The sequence below is a fragment of the Iodobacter fluviatilis genome, assembly GCF_004194535.1.
Taxonomy (GTDB): Bacteria; Pseudomonadota; Gammaproteobacteria; order Burkholderiales; family Chitinibacteraceae; genus Iodobacter; species Iodobacter fluviatilis_A.
Map to the genome: position 1 here is coordinate 851,146 of NZ_CP025781.1, position 26,697 is coordinate 877,842.

A 26,697-nucleotide genomic window follows, 5' to 3' on the forward strand; every position below is an offset into this window, starting at 1 on the left:
ATCCTAACCCATTGATTTTTCATAATGGGTGCGTAACATCAGTTAATTAGTTTTATTTGGCATTTTTACAAGCGCAGTAAAACGCTGTTGCAGATAAAATCAAGACTCCCAGAATCAACCGGATTGCCTACGATGTATCAGCTTATCGCCTCCGATCTTGATGGCACCCTGCTCAATGGCGAGCATATGGTGGATGCCTATACGGCAGAAACGCTACGCACGCTGGAAGAGCGTGGTGTGCAGTTTGTCATTGCCACCGGACGTCATTATTTAGATGTGATGGGAATTCGAGATGTGTTGGGCATCCGAGCCCATTTAATCACCTCAAATGGTGCACGCATTCATAGCCCAGATAATGAGCTGATCCACGCGGAGGATATCCCCGCCAATTTGGTGAAGGAGCTCTCGCAAGCAGAATTTTCTGCAGGCACCTTATTAAATTTTTATCTTGATGATGCATGGCTCATTGATCAGCACAGCCAATACCTACTCGATATGCACCAAGATTCTGGCTTTACTTACCGGATCGAAGACCTCGCTAACCACAATGGCCATGGTGTGCCCAAGATTTTATATATTGGTAATCACGCGCATTTGCTTGAGGTAGAGAGCAAATTACGCGAGCGCTTTGGCAACACCTTGTATATCACCTTTTCTATGCCCGATTGCCTAGAAGTCATGGCTGCGAGCGTATCCAAAGGGCACGCTTTGCAAGTAGTGCTTGATCGCCTTAGCCTAAAACGCGAGCAGTGTATTGCTTTTGGCGATGGGCAAAATGATCTAGAGCTATTACAAACAGCGGGCCACCCAAGGCTCATGAGTAACGCGAATCCTCGTTTAATGGCCGCCCTGCCAAATGTGGTACAAATTGGTAGTAATGAAGAATCCGGCGTGGCGAAACACCTGCGTAGCGCTTTCAATATGACTCACTAATTACATTAAGATGGTGGCGGTATTCATCGCCACCACAAAGCCTCACTCGGCTTAAGGCTTAGCTTTAAACGCCACTTGACGATCATACTCCTTACATTTTTCTGACAAGTTTTTCCTGCAAACTGATCTATCCTAATGATTGGCTAGCAGCCTGTCGGACTTAAGCGATCGTAGCGAGGGAAAGACCGGTTTGAGACAGATTTCGCGGGTTTTTGAGGCGAATAGCTGGCTATTCAACGAGAAAATGCCTGAAATATGGCCAAATCCGGCTTTTCCGTAGTAGATCAGTCTTAATTCCGACAGGCTGCTAGTCATTTCCACATCTTGCGACATTTTTTTTGTTCTGATATAAATAGTCCTAACACGAACAATATGGCTCACATGTCATGGAAAACTTCCAAATCACCCTCCGTGAACTGGTGCGCTGCTATCAAGCTTTTGAACAATTGTCTAATCGGCACATCCGCACTATGGATTTAACCCCAGCTCAATTTGATATTGTGGCTACCCTAGGCAACACACAAGGGATGAGCTGCCGTGAGCTAGGCGAAAAAACCTTAATAACTAAAGGGACTTTAACGGGTGTACTGGATCGCTTAGAGGCAAAAGACATTATTCGCAGAGAAACCACGAATGCAGACCGGCGCAGTTTGCGAGTATTTCTAAGCCCTGCTGGTGAAGAGCTGTTTAATCGTACTTTTAATCAGCACCTTGATTATATTCGGCCGTTTTTTTCAGAATTATCCGCACAACAATTAACAGGAATAAACCGTTCACTGGCTGAACTTCGCAGTAAATTTCAAGACCAAACAAATGCAATTTAAATTTTTCCATTACTTTTTAAGATAGTGAGCAAAATGAGTAAAAAACAATATGATGGGATGCAAGTTTTATTGCACTGGTTATCAGCCCTCTTAATCTGTGCTGCATTTGGCCTAGCATGGACCATGGACGATATGCCATTATCTCCGCTTAAATTTAAAATTATTTCTTGGCACAAATGGGTTGGGATTACCGTGCTAGGGCTAGTGGCTATTCGGCTGATTTGGCTAAAACTCAAAGGTGCTCCCGCAGCAGACCCTAGCCTACCCGCTTGGCAAAGTAAGCTCTCTAGCGGCGTGCATCATCTACTTTATTTATTAATGTTTGCCATGCCGCTTTCTGGTTGGCTAATGAGCTCGGCCAAAGGCATCTCCGTAGCTTATCTAGGCCTATGGCAATTGCCAAATTTGGTCGAAAAAAATGAAGCCCTAGCTGATACATTAAAAGCCAGCCATGAATTATTTGCCACCGCCTTACTGGTTCTTATTGGCCTGCATATTGCTGCAGCGCTTAAACACCATTTTATTGATCGAGACACTATTTTGGCTCGGATGCTGCCTTTTTTACGTAAAAATTAATCTTAATAACTGCTACTTTTCTATCTTTACTGGAGAATTAAATGATTCGGCATATCCTTAGCGCCACGCTCATTTCGGCCATTAGCCTTTCAGCAAACGCAGCACAAACATTAGTTCCACAAAAAAGCAAAGTAGATTTCAGCTTTAAGCAAATGGGTGTAACAGTGGATGGCGGCTTTAAAAATTTCAGCGCCAAAGTAGACTTTGACCCAGCTAAGCCAGAAAAAGCCCAAGCAGAAATAATTGTCGATTTAGCCAGCATTGATGTTGGTGGCAGCGATGGTAATGCCGAAGCAAAGAAAAAATCGTGGTTTGATGTAGCCGCCTTCCCAAAGGCCACCTTTATTGCCAGTAGCATTAAAGCACTGGGTGCTGGCAAGTTTGAAGCCAAAGGCAAGCTCACCATTAAAGGCATTAGCCGCGATATAACAACCCAACTCACCACAAAATCAGAAGCAGGTAATCTGGTGGTAGAAGGCAATCTCCCTATTTTGCGCTTGCAATATAAATTAGGTGATGGTGTTTGGGCCGATACGGATACGGTTGCTGACCAAGTTATTATTAAATTTAAAATAGCGCTTGCCGGTACCGCAGGCAAATAAGTTTTACCCACCCCACTGGAGTCTACAATGAAGCGTTTTATCGCCACGGCACTACTCGCAGGTTTTAGCAGCACCGTTTTTGCAGCACCTGTTGTTTACAACTTAGATCCATCCCACACCTACCCAAGCTTTGAATTAAGCCATATGGGCTTTTCAATTCAAAATGGTCGCTTTGATAAATCCAGCGGCACTATCACGCTAGATGCAGAAAAGAAAACCGGCGCAGTGGATATCAGTATTGATACACGTAGCCTCAATAGCGGCTGGGAAAAGCGCGATGCTCACGTTAAAGGCCCAGATTTCTTTAATAGCGAAAAATTCCCAGCAATGACATTCAAATCCAATAAATTGGTATTTGAAGGTGAAAAACTGGTAGCAGTAGATGGCAATTTCACCCTATTAGGTGTAACCAAGCCGCTGACTTTAGCCGTTAGCAACTTTAAATGCGCAATGCACCCAATGATGAAAAAACAAGCATGCGGCGCTAATGCTACTGCAACCATCAAGCGCAGTGAATTTGGCATGAGTACTTACGTACCGAATATTGGTGACGACGTTAAGCTCAGTATTGCTGTAGAAGCAATTACTCAATAATAAATAAAGATTAAAAAAGGGAAGAGATCATCTCTTCCCTTTTTTATTCGAATAATATTCAGCTCGCCAAACCCCAAATATAAAAGCACAGGTAGAACTTTACAGATAAAAAAAACATCAGCGGCTTAAATAGCAATTAAACAATTGGCATATATTGTAATTTATCAAGCTCTTTCTGCGTATCCTCACGCACCTGGTTAAGCACTGCTATTACAGCATAATCAGGCTCTACCTCAAGTGCAGACCAATGTTGACCTAAGATAATTGCGCCAATTTGTAGCGCAATTCCTTTAGCACTATGAGCGTACCGCACCGCCTCATTTAACTCCTGCTGCTTAAGCGCCGATTTATATAGTAGCTCTAACTCAGCCACACGGTTTAAGCCTCTTTGGCATAAAGCTAAATAACGCTCAAATTTAAATCCTAATGAATGAATCGCCGTTTGATAATCTAATAAGCCGCCCGCTTGCTTATAATTATTGTCTTGCCATTTACCTAACAACAAAAGCAATTCATCAATTTTAAACGGCTTTCTTAAATGCCCGCTAAAAGCCACAAAACCAGCCTCCTGCTGCAACTCTTCTAATGGACTTGCTGATACTAAGTAAATCGGTTTTTTCCATTGCTGCTGCCGCAAAATACCTGCTGCAGCCATCCCATCCATTTGGGGCATCTGATAATCCATAATTATGCTATCAATGGCTGGATGTTGCTTAACCTGAAAAATAGCTTCAAAGCCATTACAAGCCTGTAGAGTGGTTGCACCGAAATCCTGCAAAATGCCACAAATCATTTCACGATTAATCGTTTCATCTTCCACCACCAAGATAATGCGCCCCATTAAGGATGGCTGTTGCGATTGGCCAATAAGTGAAGTGCCAACCGATGCCGTGACCACTTGGGTTTCAATAGTAACGATAAACTCACTCCCCTCCCCTTCTTGGCTACTAAAAATAATATCACCCTTCATTAAGCGAGCGTAATCACGGCTTAAAGACAAACCCAGCCCCGTTCCCCCCGCTAATTGACCCAATTTACTCTGCTCAAAGGGGGAAAAAATCAAAGATTGATCTTCTGCTTTAATCCCACAACCAGTATCGACAACCGCAGCATGCAAAAGATAACAATCCACTCCATACTCACCATAAAGCGTTAAGCTAATAGCACCACGTTGAGTAAACTTAAGGCTATTACCTAGTAAATTAATTAAAATTTGACGCAGTTTCCCAGCATCTAAACTTAAATCAATTTCTAAACCATCATCAAAAAAAACATTAAATCTTAAGCCTTTTTCTTTCGCCATCATATTAAACATGGCCTCAAGCTCAAGCCTTAGCTGTTTTAAGCTGATGGTCTCAATAATCAATGAAATTTTATTCTGTTCTGACTTAGATAAATCCAATACATTATTGAGTAAGCTTAATAAATGCGTACCGCTATTTTCAATATAGCCAATCTCACGCCTACCCTCTTTATCCAGTGTTTTTTTACGTAAAAGTCGATCGGTATAGCCAAGTATTGAAGTAAGTGGCGTTCTAATTTCATGGCTAATATGGGCCAAAAACCGACTTTTAGCCGCATTGGCTACATCCGCTTGCAACCTAGCTTCTTGTAATGTAACAGCAAACTCAGCAAGCTTTTTACGGCTAGTTTCGGTTTTCCAAAGGGCATAAACGCCCAAGGCTGCAAATAACAATAAAATAATAATTTGTGTTGTGGCTAATAGAATACGCAACTCGCCCCAGTACATAATGTTTTTTCGATAATCGTCAATCGATCTTGAATCATGACTACGAGCGGCCTGAATCAGATTGTTAACTGCTTCCTGCTGCTCTTTGGTTCTTTGATTAAGAAGGATCCAATTCGTTTTATTTATTGGATCATGCTTAAGTATTTCCACACCAAAATGAATGTAATCAACCAAGGGCTTTAATAAAGCCATATCAAGAGCTTCTTTACTGACTGAAGAAGGCAGTTTTACTTGATTATTAGCAAAACCATTAATTCGGCTAAAATAGATATCAAAGCGTAAATTAATCTCATCTAGCTGATGCCGATCACCATACTGTAATGCTTCACGTAAACGCGCATATTCGCTGCTGAGTTGGAAAAACTGCCAGAGCTGATTATCCATTCCCAATTGATTTACACGTTCAAGCTCTCTTTTTTGCTCTAATTCAAAATGCACAATCAGGCTGAAATTTACAATCAGCACGATGCATACAAAGCTTAAAATCAATCTAAATCGAGTCATGAGTTAATCGGCTTTAATTTTACGTAGCTGCCAACTACAACGGCGAAAATATTCTGTAATTCTTAATTCAGCATGATTTTGGAAAGGGTACATAATAAATAGTGGCCCTTTATCACGAATAGTCATTAATTTATCATTGCGTTTTCTAGCAACAATCACCTCGTATTGAAATGCATCAACTACAGGAATTGAAATTTCATAATCATTTAGTGCAACTAATTTAATATTGCCATTTTTAATATTAGCTAGCTTTAAAACATCACGTAATAAAGGCCCTTCAAAAGTTTGCTCAGTAGAGAACCACGGTGTAGGGATTCGCATTTTTTGTTGTGGCAACTTGGCCAGTGCTGCATCATCAAGCTCTACACTTGGCCCTGATTTAGAACTAACAGAAAGAATAATATTATTAGACGCGGCAGCTGCTTGATTGACATATAGCAAGAGACACAAACTCAAAACAACAATCCGAAACATCCATTCATCCTTAAACACAAAAAATCTATCCACATTGTAAAGTAAAAAACAACAACTTGTAAGCATGAGCCTTTTGCAAAAATAGCCGTTGTCTCACCTCTATTCAAACAGTAACTTACTAACTTACACATAAAAAAAGCATCACTTACAAACGATGCTTTTTTATTTATAACAATATGGCTCACTAACTAAAGTATCTGCAGCAGATTGAGCAGTTTTATATCATTGATTGTAAGCTGCACATACCGCTTATTTTTTACCCAAATAGGTATCCATTACAGCACGGCCAATAGATAAATCATCGGTAAAGAAGCCAACAATACCTGCCTGTAAAAAAACCGTAATTTCTGCGGCGGAATCATCTCGTTCGGCCAGTGATTTAACATCACCTTTACGTAAATTAGCCGTACGGGCATCTTTTACCACACTAGAGCCTGTTGACGTTTCATTCGCCATTGCTCTGAGCCGGAAAATGGCCTGGCACAAGGCATGTGACGAAGGCAATAACGGCTTATTGTCGATGAGCATAATGCAGTGAATCGCCATTTTCCGGCCCAGCCCTTTGGGTTGGCTACATTTTTAAAGCAATATGCGGTTCCTGATCATGTCTCTTACTCCGAAACCCTTGATTGAGTAACCTCTACGGCAGTACTAATTTCAGACGATTTAATTGGTTTTGACGTGGAGGGCCCTTATTCCACACTTACCTTACTCAGGCCGGATCATGCGCGTGTGAAAGCGTGGCTGAGCAAGAGACATCATCAGGTAACTGTTAACTCAGCCTCTCTGCGCCTGAACACAAAAACATTATCAGGCATGCAATTTATTTTATCAGGGACATCAATCTAAATACCCTCCATAGCTATATTCAACTCAGCAAAGGAACGTAAGATATTAAGTCTGTCTCAACTTAAATCATAAATTAAAAATCGACACCCCTGATTACCCCATAAAAAAATAAAAATTAATTCAATATATTTAATCGTTAAATTACACATCACAGCACGAATTTTATTGCCAATGGCCCCAATAAAAAATTCGTACTACCACATATAAATTTTATATAAAAACAAACAACAGTATTTAGCAATCTATTTTATTTATGACTCTTAGTGTTCACCGTATAATCAAAAACAAGCACACCCTGCAGCGCAAGTAGCGGCCCTACAAACGCCTTAAATTTCTGATGCGCTAAATCATAGTACCGAGCATCAGTAACAATTGGCTCACCCACATAGTAATTACGATCGCCTTCCGAATTAAACGTAACCTGAAAAGCCTGCTCTAAGCCCTGATCTGCATTTTCACCACTACTTTGCAAACCTTCTTCAATTGAAGAAATATAAGGCTTATTGTTTCTTAGCGACTTTTGTAATGCCATAAAACGATTAGTTACTTCTAGGCGCTGCTCTGCATTGACAGAAGGCTTATACCGAAACAGAACAATATGCCGAAGCTGGCCTTTTTTATAATCTGAATGGGTAAAACGTGCCGCACCAACAGAATCTAATTCTTTTTTCAACTTATCTTGCTGATTAATCACTGAAACCTCCTCCAAAGACGTGGCACTCAAAGCAGGCATTGAATAACAAGCGGCTATCATTGCAACAACTGATAACACGGGCATCCGGATTAAATTTATCATATAAACAGCTCCATGATTAATAAATGAATTGCAATATACCACGCATAATAATCGTTGTTTTTAACCTAAAAAACAATCAAAAACATCTGATTCTAATGCCCTACTTTAAAGCATATAGCACAAATGTATACCAGATAATGCCTCTTGCTTACCTATCTTTAAAAAACATAAGTAGAACGAGCATCCTACTTAAATAACCACTTATGCCAATGTAATAAAATACCGATACCATAAAGATACCCTTAGCCAACTTCTTACTGAGCAAGTTAAACAAGTAAGTGCAACAGCGATGCTGATCACAGAATGGGTGAAATGAAGTACCACCTCCCCTGTGCCAAGATAGTTGAGATACTCCATTTTTAGGGATTCCAACTAACACAGGGGGCCGGTTATTTATCATGCCGCGTATTCCCAAGGCTCGTAAGGAGGGCATTGTAAGCAAAATGCTTGCTCCGAATCCAATCAGCATCCGGCAGTTGGCTCTGCAAGAAAATCTCTCCGAAGCCACGTTGTACAACTGGCGAAATCAACTTCGCCAAGAAGGCCGCCCCGTGCCCGAACATCATCGCAACGGCATCAAGGGTAGAACAAAGCGCTATTAAAAAACGCCGCCCGCCTGCAAGCGCGGCCTGAACGGTGGCGTAACATGACCCGGAACTGGAGCTGGCAAGACGAAGTGCAACTCAACCCGGACCGACTCATTGAGCCTAAAACAATTGAGGAATTACAGGTAGCATAAACATTATTTTAAATACTCACTAATTTATAGAGAATTTAGTTATTTAACATGACATAGTATGGGGCAGGGGCGCTTTGATATATGGGAATCACATTGCAACTTGGGGCATCAAGGTAATGTAAAGTCATTTCACTCTACCTAGAAACACTTACCTTTAATACAAAAAACCATGCGGCACATATTGTAATAGAAACCCCTTTCCACTCGGAATTTAAATTACACACTATTAGGAAGTCACTACGAGAAGTAAAATTAGCGGTCGCATCACTTGATCTGCTTACAAACAAACCAAATACCCTACAACATAAAACTGGCTACCTGCAAAAGATGATTTACAACTGAGCATAATAGTGAGGAAGAAAAATACTTTTTTAAAATTCTTACTCTTAAAATAATAATCAATCAAAGCAGCGACATTTTTTATTATGCAAAAATTTATTGGAAGTCACTTCAAAATCGACGACATATTACCACGTAATAAAAAAACGACTCTCATTTACTTCGATACTTTTACAAAAATAGACAGAAAATAAATAATATTTTGTTATTTAAACAGAAATTTTATCTACATTACATAAAAAAAGCCCCGCCAAATTGGCAGAGCTTTTTTTCTTTTTTCTCACAGCTATTCAAACGAATCACCCATAAAGCGGCAATAACAAAAATAGCTTAATCAAAATAGCATTAGCAATATCAATAAAGAATGCGCCAACCATAGGCACAACTAAGAAGGCGATGTGCGAGGGGCCGAAGCGTTCGGTTACGGCTTGCATATTGGCAATGGCGGTGGGCGTAGCGCCCAAGCCAAAGCCGCAGTTACCGGCAGCGAAAACGACAGCATCGTAGTTTTTGCCCATTACGCGGAAAGTGACAAAGATGGCGAATAGCGCCATTACGCTGGCTTGCAGCGCCAAAATACCGAGCATAGGCAGGGCTAATGAGCCTAATTCCCACAAGCGCAGTGTCATTAAGGCCATAGCTAAAAACAGCGATAAGCTCACATTGCCCAATACCGATACGCCGCGATCAAAGACTTGATAAAGGCCGAGTGCCGATAAGCCGTTTCTGAGCATAACGCCAATAAACAATACACAAACAAAGCTAGGCAATTCAAAAGCCGTGCCTTTTAACACGCCGGCTAATGCTGAGCCTGCCATTAAACTGACGGCGATTAAGGCCAGTGTTTCAATAAACACCTGTGAGGTAATTAAGCGTACCGCGTGTGGCTGCTCAAAAGGCGTTGGGGTTTCATCACTATTGTGCTCAGAGCCGGGCGTTTTTACTTTTTTAACCAGATAACGTGCAACTGGCCCGCCAATCAAGCCGCCCATCACTAGGCCAAATGTCGCGCAGGCTATGGCAACTTCGGTGGCAGAGGCTAAGCCATATTTCTCGCTAAACACCGTACTCCACGCCGCCCCCGTTCCATGCCCGCCCGACATGGTAATTGATCCGCCCAATAGGCCAAGCAGAGGGTTGATGCCCATCGCGCTAGCGGCGGCAATCCCGACTATGTTTTGCATAACCAGCATGGCAACCACCACACAAGTAAAGATCACAAGGGTGCGGCCACCCTTTTTCAGGCTAGCAAAATCTGCATTCAGGCCGATACTGGCAAAGAATGCGAGCATCAACGGCGTTTGCATGCCGGTATCAAACTTCACTTCTGTACCAAAACTCAGCCGTCCAAGCAACAACAAAGTAGCGACTAATAAACCACCGACCACCGGCTCTGGAATACTGTAATTACGCAGCGGGGGCGACCATTCAACAATTTTCCGCCCCAGCAATAAAACCAGCGAGGCGGCGACCAAGGTGCCATAAAAATCAAGTTGAAGCATATTCATCCTTATTGTCTTTACATAACAAATGACATTCAAATATTACATAAGAATATTTAGCTATTTTATTCAGACCGTGATTAAACAAGCCATTCTTCTTAAAAACAAGCGAGGAAAACCCGACTTAAATCGCTAAATTTGTCATAAAGGTAAAAATAACCAAGACCAAATAGATATAAAATACAATTTATGCCAAACAAATACTCGAATGGAATAAATTATTTCAATTATTTAGCCAATTACACCCTAATGGATTAATTATGCACAATCAGCGCGACCACCTTACGATTTTCCGACGTCAAAATATTAAAGGTGCGGCAAAGTGCGCCGGTATCCATCACATCCAGCCCAATATGCGCCGCTGCTAGTGCACTATAGAGTTGCGGATGAGGAAAGCGAATGGTTTTTCCTGTGCCCAATAAAATAACTTCAGGTTTATACGCCAGCACGGCGCTAAAATCGGCCTCAGTTAAATCATCAAAGCCCAAAGGCCGCCAAACGTGAACCTCGCTAGCTGTTACCAGCACATTGCCTTGATGTTGCTCGGTATTCACCCGCACAAAATCATCTCCATAACCTGAGAACTGGTTCAGATTTTCTACAGCGGTATGTTGTAATTTCATGGTGATTGTCCTTTTAATATGCTGGCTATTTTAACTTATTGCTCAAGCAGCACGGCTTTGTATTCATTTTTATGTTTTCGTAAGCACAATAAGTGCAGTACAGCGCAATCTTTCGCTAGAATACGTTCTCCCTAGCTTATTTAGCCGCAGCCATGACTTCCATTCTTAAATCAAACAAATTACAAAATGTCTGTTACGAGATTCGCGGGCCAGTTCCTGAACGAGCGCGTCAGATGGAGGAAGAAGGCCAGCGGATTATCAAGCTTAATATTGGTAATTTAGCGCCATTTGGTTTTGATGCGCCCGAAGAAGTCGTTCAAGACGTGATCCGTAATCTGCCCAATGCCGCAGGTTATGTGGATTCCAAAGGGCTATTTCAGGCACGCAAAGCCATCATGCATTACACCCAGGCCAAAAATATTGCCGATGTGACTGTAGACGATATCTATATCGGCAACGGCGCATCCGAGCTGATCGTGATGGCCATGCAGGGCCTGCTCAATGATGGTGATGAAGTACTGGTGCCTATGCCGGATTACCCGCTCTGGACCGCAGCAGTGAGCCTAGCTGGTGGCACGCCACGACATTATCTGTGTGATGAGGCCAATGAATGGTATCCGTCGCTAGATGATATCCGCAGCAAAATCACCGATAAAACTAAAGCCATTGTGATTATCAACCCAAATAATCCAACCGGCGCGTTGTACCCAGATTCGCTACTGAAAGACATTATTCAAATTGCACGTGAACATAGCCTGATTATTTACGCAGATGAAATCTACGATAAAGTGCTCTACGACGGTGCAGAGCACACTTCGATTGCCTCTTTAGCCAATGATATTTTGTTTGTTACCTTTAACGGCCTATCCAAAAACTACCGTGCTTGTGGCTTTAGATCTGGCTGGATGTTTGTTTCGGGCAATAAGAAAATAGCCAAAGATTATATCGAGGGACTGAATATCCTCGCTACTATGCGGCTCTGTGCCAATGTGCCAGCGCAATATGCTATCCAAACGGCGCTAGGCGGATATCAGAGTATTAATGATTTAGTAAAACCCACCGGCAGACTCGCTAAGCAACGCGATCTGGCCTACCAGCTCCTTACGGCGATCCCAGGAGTGAGCTGCGTAAAACCAAGAGCAGCACTGTATATGTTCCCCAAGCTGGATCCGGCTATTTACCCAATTAGCGATGATCAGCAGTTTATTTTAGAGCTATTACAAGAAGAGAAAGTGCTGCTAGTGCAAGGCACAGGCTTTAACTGGCAACAGCCTGATCATTTCCGCGTGGTGTTCTTACCCAACCTTGATGATCTAACCGATGCCATTGCCCGTATTGCCCGCTTCTTAGAAAACTATCGAAAACGTCACGGCACAGCTTAATAAATAAAGGAATAACAAATGAATCCCATCAATGTTGGTTTATGCGGTGTTGGCACCGTAGGCGGCGGAACGGTTACCGTTCTAAAACGTAATGCAATCGAGATCACCCGCCGTGCAGGCAGACCGATTGTCATTACCATGGCTGCCAACCGTGATCTTGTTCGTGCTCGGGAAATTTGTGGTGACAATATCACCCTCACCGACAACGCCATGGACGTAGTGAACAACCCAGATATCGACATTGTGGTTGAGTTAATTGGTGGCACCACCATTGCCAAAGATTTAGTTTTAGCCGCTATTGCCAATGGCAAGCATGTGGTCACCGCTAATAAAAAACTCATCGCCGAACACGGCAATGAGATCTTTGCCCGTGCTACCGAAAAAGGCGTGATGGTGGCGTTTGAAGCCGCCGTGGCCGGTGGTATCCCTGTGATTAAAGCGCTGCGTGAGGGCCTTACCGCCAATAAAATTGAATGGGTGGCGGGCATTATCAATGGCACTTCTAACTTTATCCTGACAGAAATGCGCGATAAAGGGCTGGCGTTTGCCGATGTTCTGAAAGAAGCGCAGCGCCTAGGCTACGCCGAAGCTGACCCTACATTTGATATCGAAGGCCACGATGCCGCGCATAAGCTCACCATTATGAGCGCCATTGCCTTTGGGATTCCGGTGCAGTTTGATAAAGCTTACCTAGAAGGCATCAGTAAGCTGTCCGCGATTGATATCCAATACGCGCAAGAGCTAGGCTACCGGATTAAATTGCTGGGCATGACTCGCCGCCGCGAGCAAGGCATTGAGCTGCGCGTTGCCCCAACCCTGATTCCTGCCAGCCGCCTGATCGCCAATGTAGACGGCGTGATGAATGCGGTATTAGTGAAAGGCGATGCCGTAGGCGCCACCATGTATTACGGCCCTGGTGCGGGTGCCGAGCCAACGGCCTCTTCGGTGATTGCTGATCTGGTGGATATCACCCGTCTGCACACTGCAGACCCAGAACAGCGCGTGCCACATCTGGCTTTCCAGCCATCACAAATGGCCGACCTGCCGATTCTGCCGATCGAAGAAATTGAAACCTGCTACTACCTGCGCATCAATACCCAAGACAAGCCAGGGGTTCTGGCCGATATCACTCGCCTCTTGGCCGACAACGGTATTTCGATCGAGGCCATGCTGCAGCGCCCAATCGATAAAGAAGATCGCGCCGATATCATTATCATCACGCATCTGGCGGTTGAAAAACGCATCAACACCGCCATCAAAGGGATTGAAGCACTAAGCAGCATCACCGGTGCAGTCGTGCGCTTACGCCTTGAGCATTTAAACGGCTAAACCAAGAGTAGGGTGGGCAGCTGTGGCCCACGCGTGTTTGCCTGCTTATGCAGCCAGTCTCATTAAAACTGATCGCGTAAGCACAAAAGCGTGCCACCCTACACACCACGGATTTAAGGTTAAAAAATCAGAGGCAACCATGCGCTATATCTCTACTCGCGGCGGTATGCCGCCTAAATCATTTTCTGAAATCTTGCTGGGTGGCCTTGCTCCTGATGGCGGCTTGGTTATGCCTGAAGTCTGCCCAAAGCTAGATCTTGCCAAGCTTACGCAGCTGGCTACCCTGCCCTATCCCGAGCTAGCGTTTGAGATTATCAGCCTGTTTGTGGATGATATTCCGGCAGCAGATCTTAAAGCCCTCGTCGCAAAAACTTACACCAGCGAAGTATTTGGCTCTGCCGACATTACGCCGGTGATTACTCTCGAAAAAAACCTCTATCTGCAGCAGCTTTCCAACGGCCCAACGCTGGCGTTTAAAGATATGGCAATGCAGCTCTTGGGCAATTTGTTTGAATACGTACTGGCGCGTGACAACCGGCAGATCAATATTGTTGGCGCTACTTCAGGCGACACCGGCTCCGCAGCCGAATACGCCATGCGCGGCAAAAAAGGCGTGAATGTATTTATGCTCAGCCCCGCTGGCAAAATGAGCCCTTTTCAGCGTGCCCAAATGTTCAGCCTACAAGAGCCCAATATCCATAATATTGCGGTTACAAGTATGTTTGATGCCTGCCAAGATATGGTAAAAGCCATCAATAACGATGCTGATTTTAAGCAAAAATATAAAATTGGCGCGGTAAATTCTATCAATTGGGGCCGTGTAGTTGCGCAAATTTGCTACTACTTTAAGGGCTATTTTGCTGTGGCAAGAACCGTTGGCGAGCCGGTCGATTTTTGCGTGCCCTCCGGCAACTTTGGCAACATCTGTGCGGGCCATATGGCAAGGCAAATGGGCTTGCCGATCCGCAAACTGATTGTAGCCACCAATGAAAACGACGTGCTAGACGAGTTTTTTAGCAGCGGTGGCTACCACCCGCGTGGTTTGGATCGCACCTATGAAACCTCCAGCCCTTCGATGGATATCACCAAGGCTTCTAATTTAGAGCGCTTTGTATTTGATTTACTAGGGCGCGATGCCGATACGCTGGCCGATTTATGGTCGGGCATTGATGCAGGCAAGGGTTTTCAGCTATCTAAAGAAAACTTTAGCAAAATGCACGATGTATATGGCTTTAGATCAAGCCGCAGCACGCATGACGATAGGCTGAGTAATATCCGCAGCGTATTTGCAAACTATGGCCGAGAGATCGATCCACACACCGCCGACGGTTTCAAAGCGGCACTAGAGCATCGCGATGCAAACATCGCCATGGTGATCCTAGAAACGGCCCTTCCCGCCAAGTTTGAAGACACCATGTTGGAAGCCATCGGCCAAAAACCGCAGCGCCCAGCCGCACTGGTCGGCCTCGAAGACTTACCGCAACGCTTTGATGTACTGGAAGCAAATGTGGCGGCGCTTAAGGCTTATTTGGTGGAACGGATTAAGGACTAAAACCTAATGTTCGTAAGGTGTGCAAGTCGATTTTCTTGCGCACCGCTTTTACCCGCTGCATTGCCATTAAGCAAAAAGACCTTTTTAGTGCCTTCGGCACATTGATTTTGGAGCGGTAGCCACCGCAGGGGCCTTCCTTTCTTGAACGGCCAAGAAACGAAGCCAAAGAAGGCCGCCCCAAACAGCACGAAAGCCCCTCACTGCGGATAATCGGCTCGGCGAAAAAGGCTACTCGCTCGCTGCCTCGCTACCCCTTTTCCAAAACCCCGCCCCGCTTATTCCTCGCTTCGGCGTGCTTCAAGGGGGGTATAAACCCCAGCGCAAAGAGTGTGGTTATTATATCTTGCTGCGGTTTGCTGACGAGCCCTGAGGGCGGGTTAGCCGGAGGCCTAACCCTCAATTGGCGGAGTATTCAGCTAGGTAATCAGTAAATAAGCAAGGGCTTTGTTGCATCTCCACCATCGTTCAGCGGGGATTGAGAAATCTACCCCTCCACAGGACTTTGACTTTGACATATTTTCACTCCAGTGACTTCATACCTCAACTCATCGCACGGGGCTTAAGTCTCCCCTTGAAACACGCCGTAGCGAGAAACAAGCGGGGCGGGGTTTCGGCAAGGGAGCGAGGAACGAGCCAATCCCGCCCGCCGCCGACTCGATTGTCCGCAGCGCAGGGGCTTTCGTGTTTCGTGGGGCGGCCTTCTTTGCTTCCTTTCTTGGCCGTTCAAGAAAGGGAGTCCCCTGCGGGGGACTCCCGCACCTAAATCAATGTGCCGAAGGCACTAAACATATAAATCTTTTTTATTTAATTACACACGATAAAAAAACCAGTGCGGAATAATCCAACACCGGCGTTTCGATTTAACTCATACGGCGTAATGCGTCTGGAAAAATCACCAGACTTATTACGCCCTACAAATGCATTGCGACTTACGGCCTTATACCATACGAAAATTAATAATCATTCCCCCAGTAATCGAGCCTATTACAAATATAGTATGAGAGCCTAGCCAAACTCTCCAAGTCCTAGCACGTTCTTTAGAGCCTTTGCTAGCAAGCATATATACAAGGTAAGCGGAAAAAGTAGATACAAGGCTGAGGGTTAATCCGCAAAAGAAATAAACGGCATTCGTTGCACCGACCGGCCCCGTGTATACAGAACCCTTAGTCATTTCCGCACCTAATAAATAAAATATATACCAGACGGTTAGAGGGACTAATAAGCATCCAGTTACTATGCTAAGCCAAGACGGGATTACGCCACGAGGTAATGTAGCCATCATCTTAAACCTTCACCATATAGGCGTTTAGCGAGTTCTTCCCACCGTCGCGAACTATCTGCTACCACATGGGCGTAGTAGAAGTGTCCTTCTCCTTTATTGCTGCCCATTTGTGTTTTTAATGTGATGGCATTTTCTATTAGTTCAAACTGTGTAATTCCCGCGTAAATAGGATCGCCATGTTGCTTTAAATCTATGATTACAATTTTCTTGATATTCTTATTTTCTTTTAGGGTATTTAAGAAACCTAAATCAATCGGGCTACCAATTAAGACTAGGTGGTCAATTGAGTGTCCATGTTTTGCATAAAAATTAGCTGTTTGTGCCGCGAGTAAAGAGCCGTATGAATAACCTATCATATTGAACTGTTCCGCAGGAGCATCCATACCGCCAAGTGTCCAAGGGCCATTATCCTCATACCTAATATCAATACCCGCGCGTAGTGCGTCTACAAGTGTTCCGAGTTGGCCTATTGTTTGCGTGCTTGAATTGGTTTTACCTACAAAACAGTGTGTAATTCCTGCTTTTATGAATGCGGCTATTTGAGGTTTAACGTAATCACCATCAAGCCCAGCTCCACCCCAATATAAAGTTCCTCTGGGTTTATTAACTTTAACCTTTACAGGCGATGTGTCAGATTTTAAAGTCATTGTGGCAGTGATTACTGCAATAGGCACAAAGGGAAGCATTAAGCATTCTCCGCGAATATTTCAATGGTGATTTCTTCAGCTGTGCCACTACTGGTTTTCTGAGTATGGCCATGTTCATCGGTACGGCCCTCTATTGTCCCGCCGCTCCACTTAATGCGGTACATCCGGTTTACTAGCGGTGCGCCAGTTATCTCATCATGCAATAGAAAGTGTTGGTCGAATTTACCGGATGTGGCGGCAAGAGCTGAGGCGGCAGTTAGTGCTTTAGCGACTATTGCTCTAGCTGAGCCTGATGAGGCCGCACCGTTGCCTTCATACGAACGATCTACCTCTGGCATAGAGGAGAATAGAACGGCTCCACATGCCGTCATATGGCCCTCTAACGCAACGGGCTTGCCGCCAACATTCCACGAAGGGTCACCCTCAATAATTGGGCAAGCGCCGTGTCCAGGAATAGGGCAGCTAACCATATCCCCAACTCGTGCAACGGCTTTGCCAAAAAAGTTACTGTGTGCAGCCCCGCTAACCACCAAGCCGCCGTGGCTGGTTCTGTCACCTTCACGTATTACTTTTTTCACGCTTGTTACCTATGAGGAATCGAAATTAGTACAGAAATTTTAAGCCTCACTTACTGTTTAGACAATTAGTAAACGTACTGCCTAGTCTGTTATCTTTACGTAATTAGTTTACTTTCTGCACTGGGAAGTGCATAGATCTTGGCCTTGGCTTCTTCTACAAAAATACCCAGTAATAAGCAAGATCAGAAAAGAATAACTAAATAACTAGGGTCAGAGCAAAGTTAAATCCATTCTCAGTTTTCTTGCTCCAGCCAACAGCTCGCCATCAATATAACGCACAATAAAAAAAGACCAGCAAATCAATTGCTGGGCTTTTTTGCATATCCAATTTAAAAAATTAAACACGCTTAAGCGCCAAGCCCTGCGCATCAAATAGCAAGCAATTCTTTTCAGGGAATACTACATGAATTGAATCACCGAATTTAATTAAACCCGATTCAGCAGGCAGCTTCATGCAAAGAATTTCATTGATGCCTTTAACTTGGATATAAGCCAGCACGATATCGCCCAAATGCTCAACCAAATCAACACGAGCAGGCACCGCATTAACGGCATCCACTGTCGACAATTGCATATGCTCTGGGCGAATACCGATGGTAACTTTATCGCCTACTTTGCAGGTAGATGCATTCACTGCCGCACGAATCTGAATGCCTTCTGGCAAACGAACGTGCGCCGAGCCTGTTTCAATGGCAACGAGATCTGCTTCTAGCAAATTCATCTTAGGCGAGCCCAAGAAGCCCGCCACAAAAAGATTCGATGGGTTTTCATACATCTCTAGTGGGCTACCAACTTGCTGAATAATCCCCGCATTAAACACCACGATACGATCCGCCAAAGTCATCGCTTCTACCTGATCATGCGTCACATAGATCATGGTGGTTTTAAGTTCTTGGTGCAGCTTAGAGAGCTCAACACGCATTTGCAGGCGCAAAGACGCATCCAAGTTAGATAAAGGCTCATCAAACAAGAATACTTTAGGCTGACGAACAATTGCGCGGCCAATCGCCACACGCTGACGCTGTCCACCTGATAAAGCCTTAGGTTTGCGATCTAACAAGTGGGTCATTTGCAGCACTTCGGCAGCACCTTTCACACGTTGATCAATCTCCGCTTTATCCGTCCCCGCCAGCTTCAGCGCAAAAGCCATGTTTTCATACACGCTCATATGCGGGTAAAGGGCGTAAGACTGAAACACCATCGCGATGCCACGCTTGGAGGCGTGTAAATCATTGGCCACTACCTCACCAATTCTTAACTCACCTTCAGTGATGTCTTCTAGGCCAGCAATCATGCGTAGCAAAGTGGATTTACCACAGCCCGAAGGGCCAACAAACACTACAAACTCACCATCTTGAATTTCTAGATCTACACCTTTAATCACACAAACGTCTTTAGTGTAGTTTTTCTTAATTTTACTGAGCGTAACCGAAGCCATTTCTCGATTCCTTGCAAACTGTCTAAATAGGGGGCCTGCGAATAAGCAGGTGATTTCATGCCAATAAGGCGCTATTTTTTATTTAACCGCGCCATCCATGCCGCCGATAAAGAAACGCTGGGTAAAGGCAAAGAAAATCAATACAGGAATCACAGTCATAATAATTGCAGCCATCACCATGCTATATGAGGTGGCAAATGGCCCAGTTAGGTCATTAAACACCCCAACCGCTAATGGCAATTTATCCCGAGAGGAAATGACAATCGATGGCCAAATATAATCATTCCAAGCATTCACTAGCGAAAAAATCCCCAGCGCAGCAATAGATGGCCCAGTTACAGGCACCATTACCCGCCATAAAATCTGCATCTCAGTAGCACCATCCACACGGGCTGCATCAACTAAATCTTGCGGCACGGCTTCAAAAGCTTGCTTCATCAAGAAAATACCGAACGCCGCGGCAAAGTTAGGAATAATTGCCCCTAAATGCGTATCCAATAAGCCCATGTGCTTTAAAGTAATAAAGTTAGGAATAATCGCCACTTCAGATGGCAACATCATCGTGGCTAGAATCGAAACAAAAATAAAGTTACGGCCTGGAAACTTAAGACGCGCTAGCGGATAGCCAGCTAAAATCGACACAATTAAAACGCCCAAAATACTTTCAATCGTCATTAAGGTCGAATTCTTCATATACGTCATAAATGGCATTTCATCGAACACGCGTTTAAACCACATCAGACTCACATCTGTAGGAATAAATGAGCGTGGAAAAAGCCATGTATTAGAAGGATCTCCCGATAAAGCCACTGACAAAGCCCAAATAAACGGAAATGTAGTGAAGATACCAAACGCAATCAAACCCGCGTATTGCCCTGATAATGTCAAGACGGTTTGTAGTTGTTTACCCATTGCCATGATTTCTTATTCCTCGATTATTTCTTTTCGCCTAAGAAGCGAAATTGAATGGCCGCAAGAATCATGCAGAAAAAGGTCACAACCAGACCAGCCGCAGCAGCACGACCGAAGTTGTAATTGCGGAAAGCTTGATCGTAAACGTAGAACATAGCGGTATAAGTATCGGCCTGTCCCTTGGTTAAAATGGCAACCTCTTGGAACACTTTCATCGCTGCAATGGTCGACATCAGCGTACAAAGCAAGATGGTTGGCTTAACCATCGGTACGGTTATTTTCCAAAAGCGTTGAAATACATTCGCGCCATCCAAAATAGCCGCTTCTTCTACTTCTTTAGGAATACCTTGCAAACCTGCAAGATATAAAACCATAAACCAGCCAATCCCTTTCCAGAAGGTAAACATCATTACACCAAAGAGGGCGAAATCAGGATTACCTAACCAATCCACTTGGCCATCCGATCCTTGTGGAATCAGGTGCAGCATTTGCAAAAACCAGGTCAGAATACCGTCGTATTTATAAACGTTTACCCAAACCACACCGGCAATTGAAACGGCAGTAATAACTGGGATATAAAAAGCAGCACGAAAAAAAGTCATTCCTGGCAATTTGTTATTAACCAGCTTAGCCACTAAAAGAGCAGCAATTTGAATCACGGGGACAATTAAAAGGTAAATCAAAGAATTTTTAAGGGCATTATGAAATAACTCTTCATGAGCAATATATTTAAAATGCTCAAAGTTATTCCAAGTAGCCACACCATCTGCAATACTGTAATTGTTAAACGCCAAATACGCGTTATACCCTACAGGCCAAAAGGTAAATATACCCATCAGAATAAGAGCAGGCGCCAAAAACAAATAGGCAATACCTGTATAGCTGCTGGAGTTTTTCACGGCGCTACTCAACTATAATTTTAATATTCGGGAAAAAAACGGAATTACCCAAGCGGGTAACTCCGTTCATTAGAACATAGAACAGCTAATTATTTTTACTTCTTTAGCTTTTCGTTCCAAGCAGCTACAGCTGTATCCAACGCTTCTTTCACAGATTTACGGCCTTCAACTGCATTTTGAATTTCATCTTGCAGCTTCTTAGTCATCACTGTTTCATCTGGCAATATGCCTGGAGTCAGAGTCAATGTACGTGCATTGTCCATTGATTTAGCAGCAACCGAGCGTGCGCGATCCACTACATCTGCGCTATTAGCGCCAGATTGGAAGTATGGATCCAAGTTAGCTTTCTTTGTAGAAGGCATAGTGGATTCAGTGGCTTTAGAGAAAGCAAGCTGTTGCTCATCGTTAGTCAGGAAAATACCCAGTTTAGCCGCAGCTGCTGGATCTTTTGTGCCCTTAGGGATAACGAAATCCATCATCCATGAACCCAAGTTCAGCTTACCTGCATCAAGTGGGAATGGAGCAACTTCAGTTTTATCGTAGATGGCTTTAGCGTCTGTTTCTGTACGCTTCAGGCCTTGCGCAGCGGTAGTCATCATGGCTATTTTGCCGCTGTTATAGGCAGCGATTTCTTGCTCAAAAGCCATTTTGAAAACGTCTTTAGGCATGACGCCCGCTTTATACAGATCAGCAAATTTTTGAATAAATGCAACGTGCTTTGGCGAATTAAATACGGCCTTACCATCAGTAATAACTGGCAAACCTGCATAGTAGAAGAAGCCGATCATATCGCTCATTTTAGGAGCGAAAGCGGCTACGCCAGTTTTTGCCTTAATTTGTTTACCCATTACAATAAATTCGTCAAATGTTTTTGGCGCGTTTTTGATACCAGCTTTAGCAAAAATATCTTTGTTATAAGCAATAATTTGTGTGGAGTTGTACCAAGGGAAGGCATACATTTGGCCTTTAACTTGTACATCTTTCACTGCATTTGTAGAGTAAATTGCTTTGTTTGCACCAAGGAATTGATTAATAGGCAAAATATTACCTTGCGCAGCAAACTCATGTACCCAAGGCACATTAAAATTAACCAGTGCAGGTGGATTTCCAGCAGCAATAGAAGCAATCAGCTTAGGCTGAATTTGATCCCAGTTCATATCAACCCATTTAGCCTTCAGGCCTGGATTGGCTTCATTGAACTTAACAATGGTTTGATCAAAGTAAGTATTGAACTTAGCTAAGTTCATAGTCCAGAATTCCAATTCCATATCTGCAGCTTGGGCATGAACGCCAGCAAACAAAGCCGTGCCAACAATCAACATTTTTTTGAGTTTCATCTTGTCTTCCTCTTGGGGTTTTCGACCAATCTAGTTGGAATATATTCCACTACTTTTATTACCACATTAAATTAATTTTATTCTCAATTAATATTGTGGTTTTTTTATTCATCTGAGTAACCCTAACAGAAATGACTCAGATGAATTTTATTCAAAGCAGAATCAAATTTATCTTTACTTCTTAACCGTTGCCAATTTTTTATTCCAAAAATTAACCGCTTCATCTAAAGCTGCTTTAACTGGCTTGCGGCCTGTTACCGCTTCTAAAACAGCAGCATCCAGCGCTTTATTCATGCCCGCTTCATCAGGCAATCCGCTCACTGAAAGAGTGCGTGAAATTTTGATATGCGTTGCAGCCACCGCCGTGCCTTTTTCTACCGGATCAGTTGATTGAGCACCTGATTGGAAATAAGCATCATCCAGCGATTTATTCGTTGATGGAAAAGTTGATGACGCTTTAGCAAATACCAATTGCGATTCATCATTAGTCAGGAATTTACCCAATTTAATGGCTGCATCTACATTTTTTGCGCCTTTAGGCACAGACCACATAAATAAGAAACCACCAAATGGTGTTGCACCGCCCGCTAATGGAAAGCCTGCTACGCCTGTGCCATTGTAAACTTTAGGCGCATCAGTTTTAGTGCGTTTCAAAGCATGTGCACCATCGGTAAACATAGCAATTTTTTGTGCGCCATACGCTGCAATGCGATTTTCAAATTGCATTTTGAACACGTCTTTTGGAAACGCACCTGAAGCATATGCATCTTTAAATTGTTCAATCAGTTTAATGTGTGCAGAGCTATTGAAAACAGCCTTATTGTCTTTTACAACATCTAGCCCTTCATACAAAAACCAAGCAGAGAATTCTTCGTTTACTTTAGGAGCAAAGCCCGCTACGCCGGTTTTTTCTTTAACTTGCTTTGCCACTTGCAGCAGTTGGCTAAAAGTGGCTGGCGCTTCTTTTACACCGGCCTTAGCCAGCAACTCTTTGTTATAAAACAGCACACCAGTCACTTGGTACCAAGGCATACCGTAAATTTGTTTATCACCCGCGTAAGTTGCATCTTTCAAAGCACCTTCGGTGTAAACATTTTTAAAACTGGCAACTTGTTTAGTGATTGGCTCAATCATTTTTGATTGGGCAAGCTGATCCATCCAAGGCTTAGGTAAATTCACCAAGCCAGGTACATTGCCACTGGCTACAGCCGTAATGACCTTTTGCTGGAAGGCATCCCAACCTACATCAACCCACACCGCTTCTACTTCGCTTTGCGAAGCATTGAACTTAGTAGTGAGCTCTTTCATTGCGCCATCAAATTTTGGTGACAGGCTATTAGACCAATACTCAACCTTTACTTTTTCAGCGGCTAAAGCACTCATCGTTGTTACAGAAAAAACTGCAGCGGATACGACCAAAATGAATTTCAATTTCATTACTGTATCTCCAAAGTAAATTGTAAGTACCTGCCAGAGCTAGCTATTTCTTATTCGGGCGCGGTTACCATAATGAACAATCTCGCTATACGTCAATTCATTTATGTACAACGGCCAACAGCCAATTCAAGGCATATCCATGCCGGTAAAAGCCCCCATTGACTACCTTTTAAAAATTTGAATCACAAGAAAAGTGGTATCAACAAACGAGCAACCAACCTCCAAAAAATGGCTAAAAATAAGGATTTTTATTCATTTATTATGTAAAAACACCTAGAAAGTGGACTTATAGTTTTACTTACACCTACCCAGATTACAACAAATTACCGTAATCGTGAATAGCCCAAGTCAAAGGAAGAAGGGGGAAGAAGCAGAGAGGCGGAAAAAGGCAGAAGTGGCCCACAAAACAGAAATGTAGGCAACAACAAGGTATATTTTAAAATGACTACATTAATTCATATCATTTAAATAAATATACCAATACACAACAATAGCTTACTTATGTAGCTCAACTACAAAATCGTAGTAGTCATTGCGAAAATAGGAATGTGTTAGCTCGCAAACCACTCCATTCTCTAGATATCCAACTCGAGTTAAATGCAACATTGCCTCGCCAGGTGCCACATCAACAAGTTGAGATAATGCTTCGGTTGCATTGATTGCTGCAATATTTTGTATCGCCCTTACAACAGATAAACGTACACTGCGCATATATTCATACAGAGAATCCCCAATAAGCGAGGGGTCTGGCACCAGTAAAAAAGGCAATGCTGTTTCCTCTAAGGCCATCACCACATCATTGGCGGTGCGCACGCGCTGTAAGCGACTGACTTTACAATTCGCAGCAAGATTAAGCTTGAGCTGCTCTTCTGCATTTGCCAGCGCCACCTCCCGTTTAAGCCAACGAGAGCCTGGCGTAAAGCCACGCTGCTTAAGCATCTCAGATAAATTGGTTAGCTTATTTAGTGGTTGCTCTAGTTTTGGCGTGATATAGGTGCCTGCACCATGACGCCGAATAATCAAGCCATCAGCTAAAAGTAAATCCAATGCCTTGCGTGCTGTCACCCTTGATACACCAAGCATTTCACATAAATTGCGCTCTGAAGGCAACGGATCATCCGCCAGCCAAAAACCAGCGTGAATAGCCGCAGCTAATTTATGCCCAAGCTGTAAATAAAGGGGTGTTGAGCTATCTGCGTCAGGGCGAAGCGCAAGTAGTTTTTGTTGTGGCAGCATCATCGATCTTCTTTACGGCGATTTATTTTAGAAATAATGCGAACATTTTATAGTGATGAACGCGAGAAAATACCAATATCCAGCGTTTATGCCGATTTGAGCCAGCGCAGCTGCATTCACCCAAAAGACTTCATTCACTAAAAACGCTAAAACCACGGCAAATCCTGATATCGCTTCATCCGTAGGCTAAATGAACAGGGGCTTCAGGCTTTTAAAATTTTTCAAACGTGAGTGAAGCCTCGTTTTAGGCTCGGCCCAGCATCAATTACAGTTCAAAATAAAGGAGAGCTAAAAGCCCTCCTCTCGTTTTAGTGCTTTTTGCTAAGCTCTGTTGATATTTGATTTGCAACTTAACACAGCACTTAATCAAACGAAATAGTACACAGCATGCTACAAACTTAAGCTAGCCTATCAAAAAACGCGTAATAAATGAATAAATACAGTATTTTTGTCCTAAGTTATTTCCAATACTTACAGACCACTCACTTGCCTACTTAACAATTAATGAGCCAGCGACTGATAAATTAAAATTAATGCACCAGAACATGAGTCTTTTTGTGCTCGAGTGGTTGTCGCCAAAAAATCAGCAGAAATATAAGGCCGCATCGCTTCTGATAAGCCACCACCACAAATTGCTAGCGGCAGATAGGGGTGCTTCGCCCGCAACGCTTTACCAATTGCTTCGATTTCTTGCCCAGCCTCAAGCAAAAATGCCCTTGCGTATTCATCACTCAAACCAAATTCAACCACAACAGGCGATAAAGAAGCACACTCACCCTGCTTCATTTTTCCCATCCAAGCAAAAACTTTGGCCTTGCTGCGACCCGTAATCGTGAGTAATTTTCGGCCAAAATCAGTGATTGGGCGACGACCATCGATGATGCGTTGCACATGGTTAATTGCTTTAAAGCCCAAAGATGCGCCGCTACCTTCGTCTGACGTTGGAAAGCCCCAGCCACCGACCTCTAGCCGTTGACCATCGGGTAGCCACGCTTCACCAATAGAGCCTGTGCCAATAGCGATAATGCCGCCATATTGGCCATTGGTCGCACCTAGCAAAGTAGAAAAACCATCTGTTTCCACAATGATTTTGGCAAAGCCTGGATTTTTTTCCGCAAACTCAGCAGCCCACGCAGCGTTATGTACGCCCGACATCCCCAAGCCCAGCGCGCATTCTGCATAGTTTGGCGCTTGAATTCCTAGTGCGGCAAAACCAGCATTAATCGCTTGAGTAATATGCAGCCAAGCCTTATCAATACCCTGGCCCAAAGCCGATGCGGCTCCATCACTACGAATTTTCTCAACACCATCCAAGCCCGCAATACAGATGCGAGTACCCGTGCCACCGCCATCTACACCAATTAGATATTGAATTTTGCTCATCTGGGTTTTCACCTGTTTGATTTTAATACCAATTAAGTATACAAATTAATACCATTTACTCAAGGAAATTACGCCTGATACCTAATAAATTAGATATTTAGCCATCAAGTGACATTTGTTACAGCACCAATTTAAGCAGAGAGTAATACCATTTTAATGGGATTGAAACAGAAAAAAAAT

The 26,697-nt window shown here is 43.6% G+C and carries 24 protein-coding genes; 9 read left to right on the forward strand and 15 right to left on the reverse strand.

Annotation, left to right across the window (positions count from 1 at the left end; all coding sequences use genetic code 11):
* Positions 1-132: 132 nt before the first annotated feature.
* From C1H71_RS03665 to C1H71_RS03685, 5 genes are all read left to right on the forward strand, one after another.
* Positions 133-933 (forward strand): Cof-type HAD-IIB family hydrolase, encoded by an 801-nt coding sequence (locus C1H71_RS03665; RefSeq protein WP_130105358.1) that lies wholly within the window; start codon positions 133-135, stop codon positions 931-933.
* Positions 934-1,319: 386 nt separating this feature from the next.
* Positions 1,320-1,757, forward strand: a complete 438-nt coding sequence (locus tag C1H71_RS03670) for a MarR family winged helix-turn-helix transcriptional regulator (protein WP_130105359.1) — start codon at positions 1,320-1,322, stop codon at positions 1,755-1,757.
* A 33-nt stretch (positions 1,758-1,790) separates the two neighbouring features.
* Positions 1,791-2,333 carry a cytochrome b gene (locus tag C1H71_RS03675; protein WP_130105360.1) on the forward strand — a complete coding sequence of 181 codons (543 nt, stop codon included), beginning with the start codon at positions 1,791-1,793 and terminating at the stop codon, positions 2,331-2,333.
* 41 nt (positions 2,334-2,374) lie between these two features.
* Complete coding sequence (locus tag C1H71_RS03680) at positions 2,375-2,935, forward strand: YceI family protein (RefSeq protein WP_130105361.1); 561 nt, start codon at positions 2,375-2,377, stop codon at positions 2,933-2,935.
* A gap of 27 nt (positions 2,936-2,962) precedes the next feature.
* Positions 2,963-3,529, forward strand: coding sequence for a YceI family protein (locus C1H71_RS03685; RefSeq protein WP_130105362.1), 567 nt, complete (start codon positions 2,963-2,965; stop codon positions 3,527-3,529).
* A gap of 136 nt (positions 3,530-3,665) precedes the next feature.
* Here the strand turns inward: C1H71_RS03685 and C1H71_RS03690 are convergent, their stop codons facing one another.
* From C1H71_RS03690 to C1H71_RS03705, 4 genes are all read right to left on the reverse strand, one after another.
* Positions 3,666-5,783, reverse strand: coding sequence for an ATP-binding response regulator (locus tag C1H71_RS03690; RefSeq protein ID WP_130105363.1), 2,118 nt, complete (start codon positions 5,781-5,783; stop codon positions 3,666-3,668).
* 3 nt (positions 5,784-5,786) lie between these two features.
* The gene (locus tag C1H71_RS03695; protein WP_130105364.1) at positions 5,787-6,257 is read right to left on the reverse strand and encodes a hypothetical protein; all 471 of its coding nucleotides are present in this window, start codon (positions 6,255-6,257) and stop codon (positions 5,787-5,789) included.
* A 249-nt stretch (positions 6,258-6,506) separates the two neighbouring features.
* Entirely contained in the window at positions 6,507-6,713 is a 207-nt protein-coding gene (locus tag C1H71_RS03700; RefSeq protein ID WP_130105365.1) for a hypothetical protein, read from the reverse strand.
* A gap of 640 nt (positions 6,714-7,353) precedes the next feature.
* Entirely contained in the window at positions 7,354-7,800 is a 447-nt protein-coding gene (locus C1H71_RS03705) for a Dabb family protein (protein ID WP_223145978.1), read from the reverse strand.
* Between the two features lie 500 nt (positions 7,801-8,300).
* Here C1H71_RS03705 and C1H71_RS03710 point away from each other — a divergent pair, with 500 nt between their 5' ends.
* A complete protein-coding gene (locus C1H71_RS03710; RefSeq protein ID WP_130105366.1) occupies positions 8,301-8,504 on the forward strand; it encodes a transposase in 204 nt (67 codons plus the stop codon).
* A 775-nt stretch (positions 8,505-9,279) separates the two neighbouring features.
* Here C1H71_RS03710 and gltS read toward each other — a convergent pair.
* Positions 9,280-10,482, reverse strand: a complete 1,203-nt coding sequence (gltS, locus tag C1H71_RS03715) for a sodium/glutamate symporter (RefSeq protein WP_130105367.1) — start codon at positions 10,480-10,482, stop codon at positions 9,280-9,282.
* 254 nt (positions 10,483-10,736) lie between these two features.
* A complete protein-coding gene (locus tag C1H71_RS03720; protein ID WP_130105368.1) occupies positions 10,737-11,105 on the reverse strand; it encodes an Mth938-like domain-containing protein in 369 nt (122 codons plus the stop codon).
* Positions 11,106-11,257: 152 nt separating this feature from the next.
* On the opposite strand from C1H71_RS03720, the gene C1H71_RS03725 reads away from it, so the two are divergent.
* The 3 genes from C1H71_RS03725 to thrC all read left to right on the forward strand — a co-directional run bounded on the left by C1H71_RS03725 (position 11,258) and on the right by thrC (position 15,368).
* Entirely contained in the window at positions 11,258-12,487 is a 1,230-nt protein-coding gene (locus C1H71_RS03725; protein ID WP_130105369.1) for a pyridoxal phosphate-dependent aminotransferase, read from the forward strand.
* A gap of 18 nt (positions 12,488-12,505) precedes the next feature.
* On the forward strand, positions 12,506-13,816 hold the full coding sequence (locus C1H71_RS03730; RefSeq protein WP_130105370.1) for a homoserine dehydrogenase: 1,311 nt from the start codon (positions 12,506-12,508) through the stop codon (positions 13,814-13,816).
* Between the two features lie 139 nt (positions 13,817-13,955).
* Positions 13,956-15,368, forward strand: a complete 1,413-nt coding sequence (gene thrC / locus C1H71_RS03735; RefSeq protein WP_130105371.1) for a threonine synthase — start codon at positions 13,956-13,958, stop codon at positions 15,366-15,368.
* 1,278 nt (positions 15,369-16,646) lie between these two features.
* Here thrC and C1H71_RS03740 read toward each other — a convergent pair.
* The 9 genes from C1H71_RS03740 to C1H71_RS03780 form a co-directional block, all read right to left on the reverse strand.
* Positions 16,647-17,336, reverse strand: a complete 690-nt coding sequence (locus C1H71_RS03740; RefSeq protein ID WP_188053571.1) for a hypothetical protein — start codon at positions 17,334-17,336, stop codon at positions 16,647-16,649.
* On the reverse strand, positions 17,336-17,875 hold the full coding sequence (locus C1H71_RS03745) for a PAAR domain-containing protein (RefSeq protein ID WP_130105372.1): 540 nt from the start codon (positions 17,873-17,875) through the stop codon (positions 17,336-17,338). The genes C1H71_RS03740 and C1H71_RS03745 overlap by 1 nt, the downstream gene beginning before the upstream one ends.
* A 337-nt stretch (positions 17,876-18,212) precedes the next feature.
* Positions 18,213-19,313 carry an ABC transporter ATP-binding protein gene (locus tag C1H71_RS03750; RefSeq protein WP_130105373.1) on the reverse strand — a complete coding sequence of 367 codons (1,101 nt, stop codon included), beginning with the start codon at positions 19,311-19,313 and terminating at the stop codon, positions 18,213-18,215.
* A 78-nt stretch (positions 19,314-19,391) separates the two neighbouring features.
* A complete protein-coding gene (locus C1H71_RS03755; RefSeq protein ID WP_262488387.1) occupies positions 19,392-20,231 on the reverse strand; it encodes a carbohydrate ABC transporter permease in 840 nt (279 codons plus the stop codon).
* Between the two features lie 17 nt (positions 20,232-20,248).
* A complete protein-coding gene (locus C1H71_RS03760; protein WP_262488388.1) occupies positions 20,249-21,124 on the reverse strand; it encodes a carbohydrate ABC transporter permease in 876 nt (291 codons plus the stop codon).
* Between the two features lie 95 nt (positions 21,125-21,219).
* On the reverse strand, positions 21,220-22,461 hold the full coding sequence (locus C1H71_RS03765) for an ABC transporter substrate-binding protein (protein ID WP_130105374.1): 1,242 nt from the start codon (positions 22,459-22,461) through the stop codon (positions 21,220-21,222).
* A 174-nt stretch (positions 22,462-22,635) separates the two neighbouring features.
* Positions 22,636-23,898, reverse strand: coding sequence for an ABC transporter substrate-binding protein (locus C1H71_RS03770; RefSeq protein WP_130105375.1), 1,263 nt, complete (start codon positions 23,896-23,898; stop codon positions 22,636-22,638).
* Between the two features lie 495 nt (positions 23,899-24,393).
* Positions 24,394-25,137 carry a GntR family transcriptional regulator gene (locus C1H71_RS03775; RefSeq protein ID WP_262488389.1) on the reverse strand — a complete coding sequence of 248 codons (744 nt, stop codon included), beginning with the start codon at positions 25,135-25,137 and terminating at the stop codon, positions 24,394-24,396.
* A gap of 498 nt (positions 25,138-25,635) precedes the next feature.
* Positions 25,636-26,517: a BadF/BadG/BcrA/BcrD ATPase family protein gene (locus tag C1H71_RS03780; protein WP_130105376.1), complete on the reverse strand. Its 882-nt coding sequence runs from the start codon at positions 26,515-26,517 to the stop codon at positions 25,636-25,638.
* Positions 26,518-26,697: the final 180 nt, after the last annotated feature.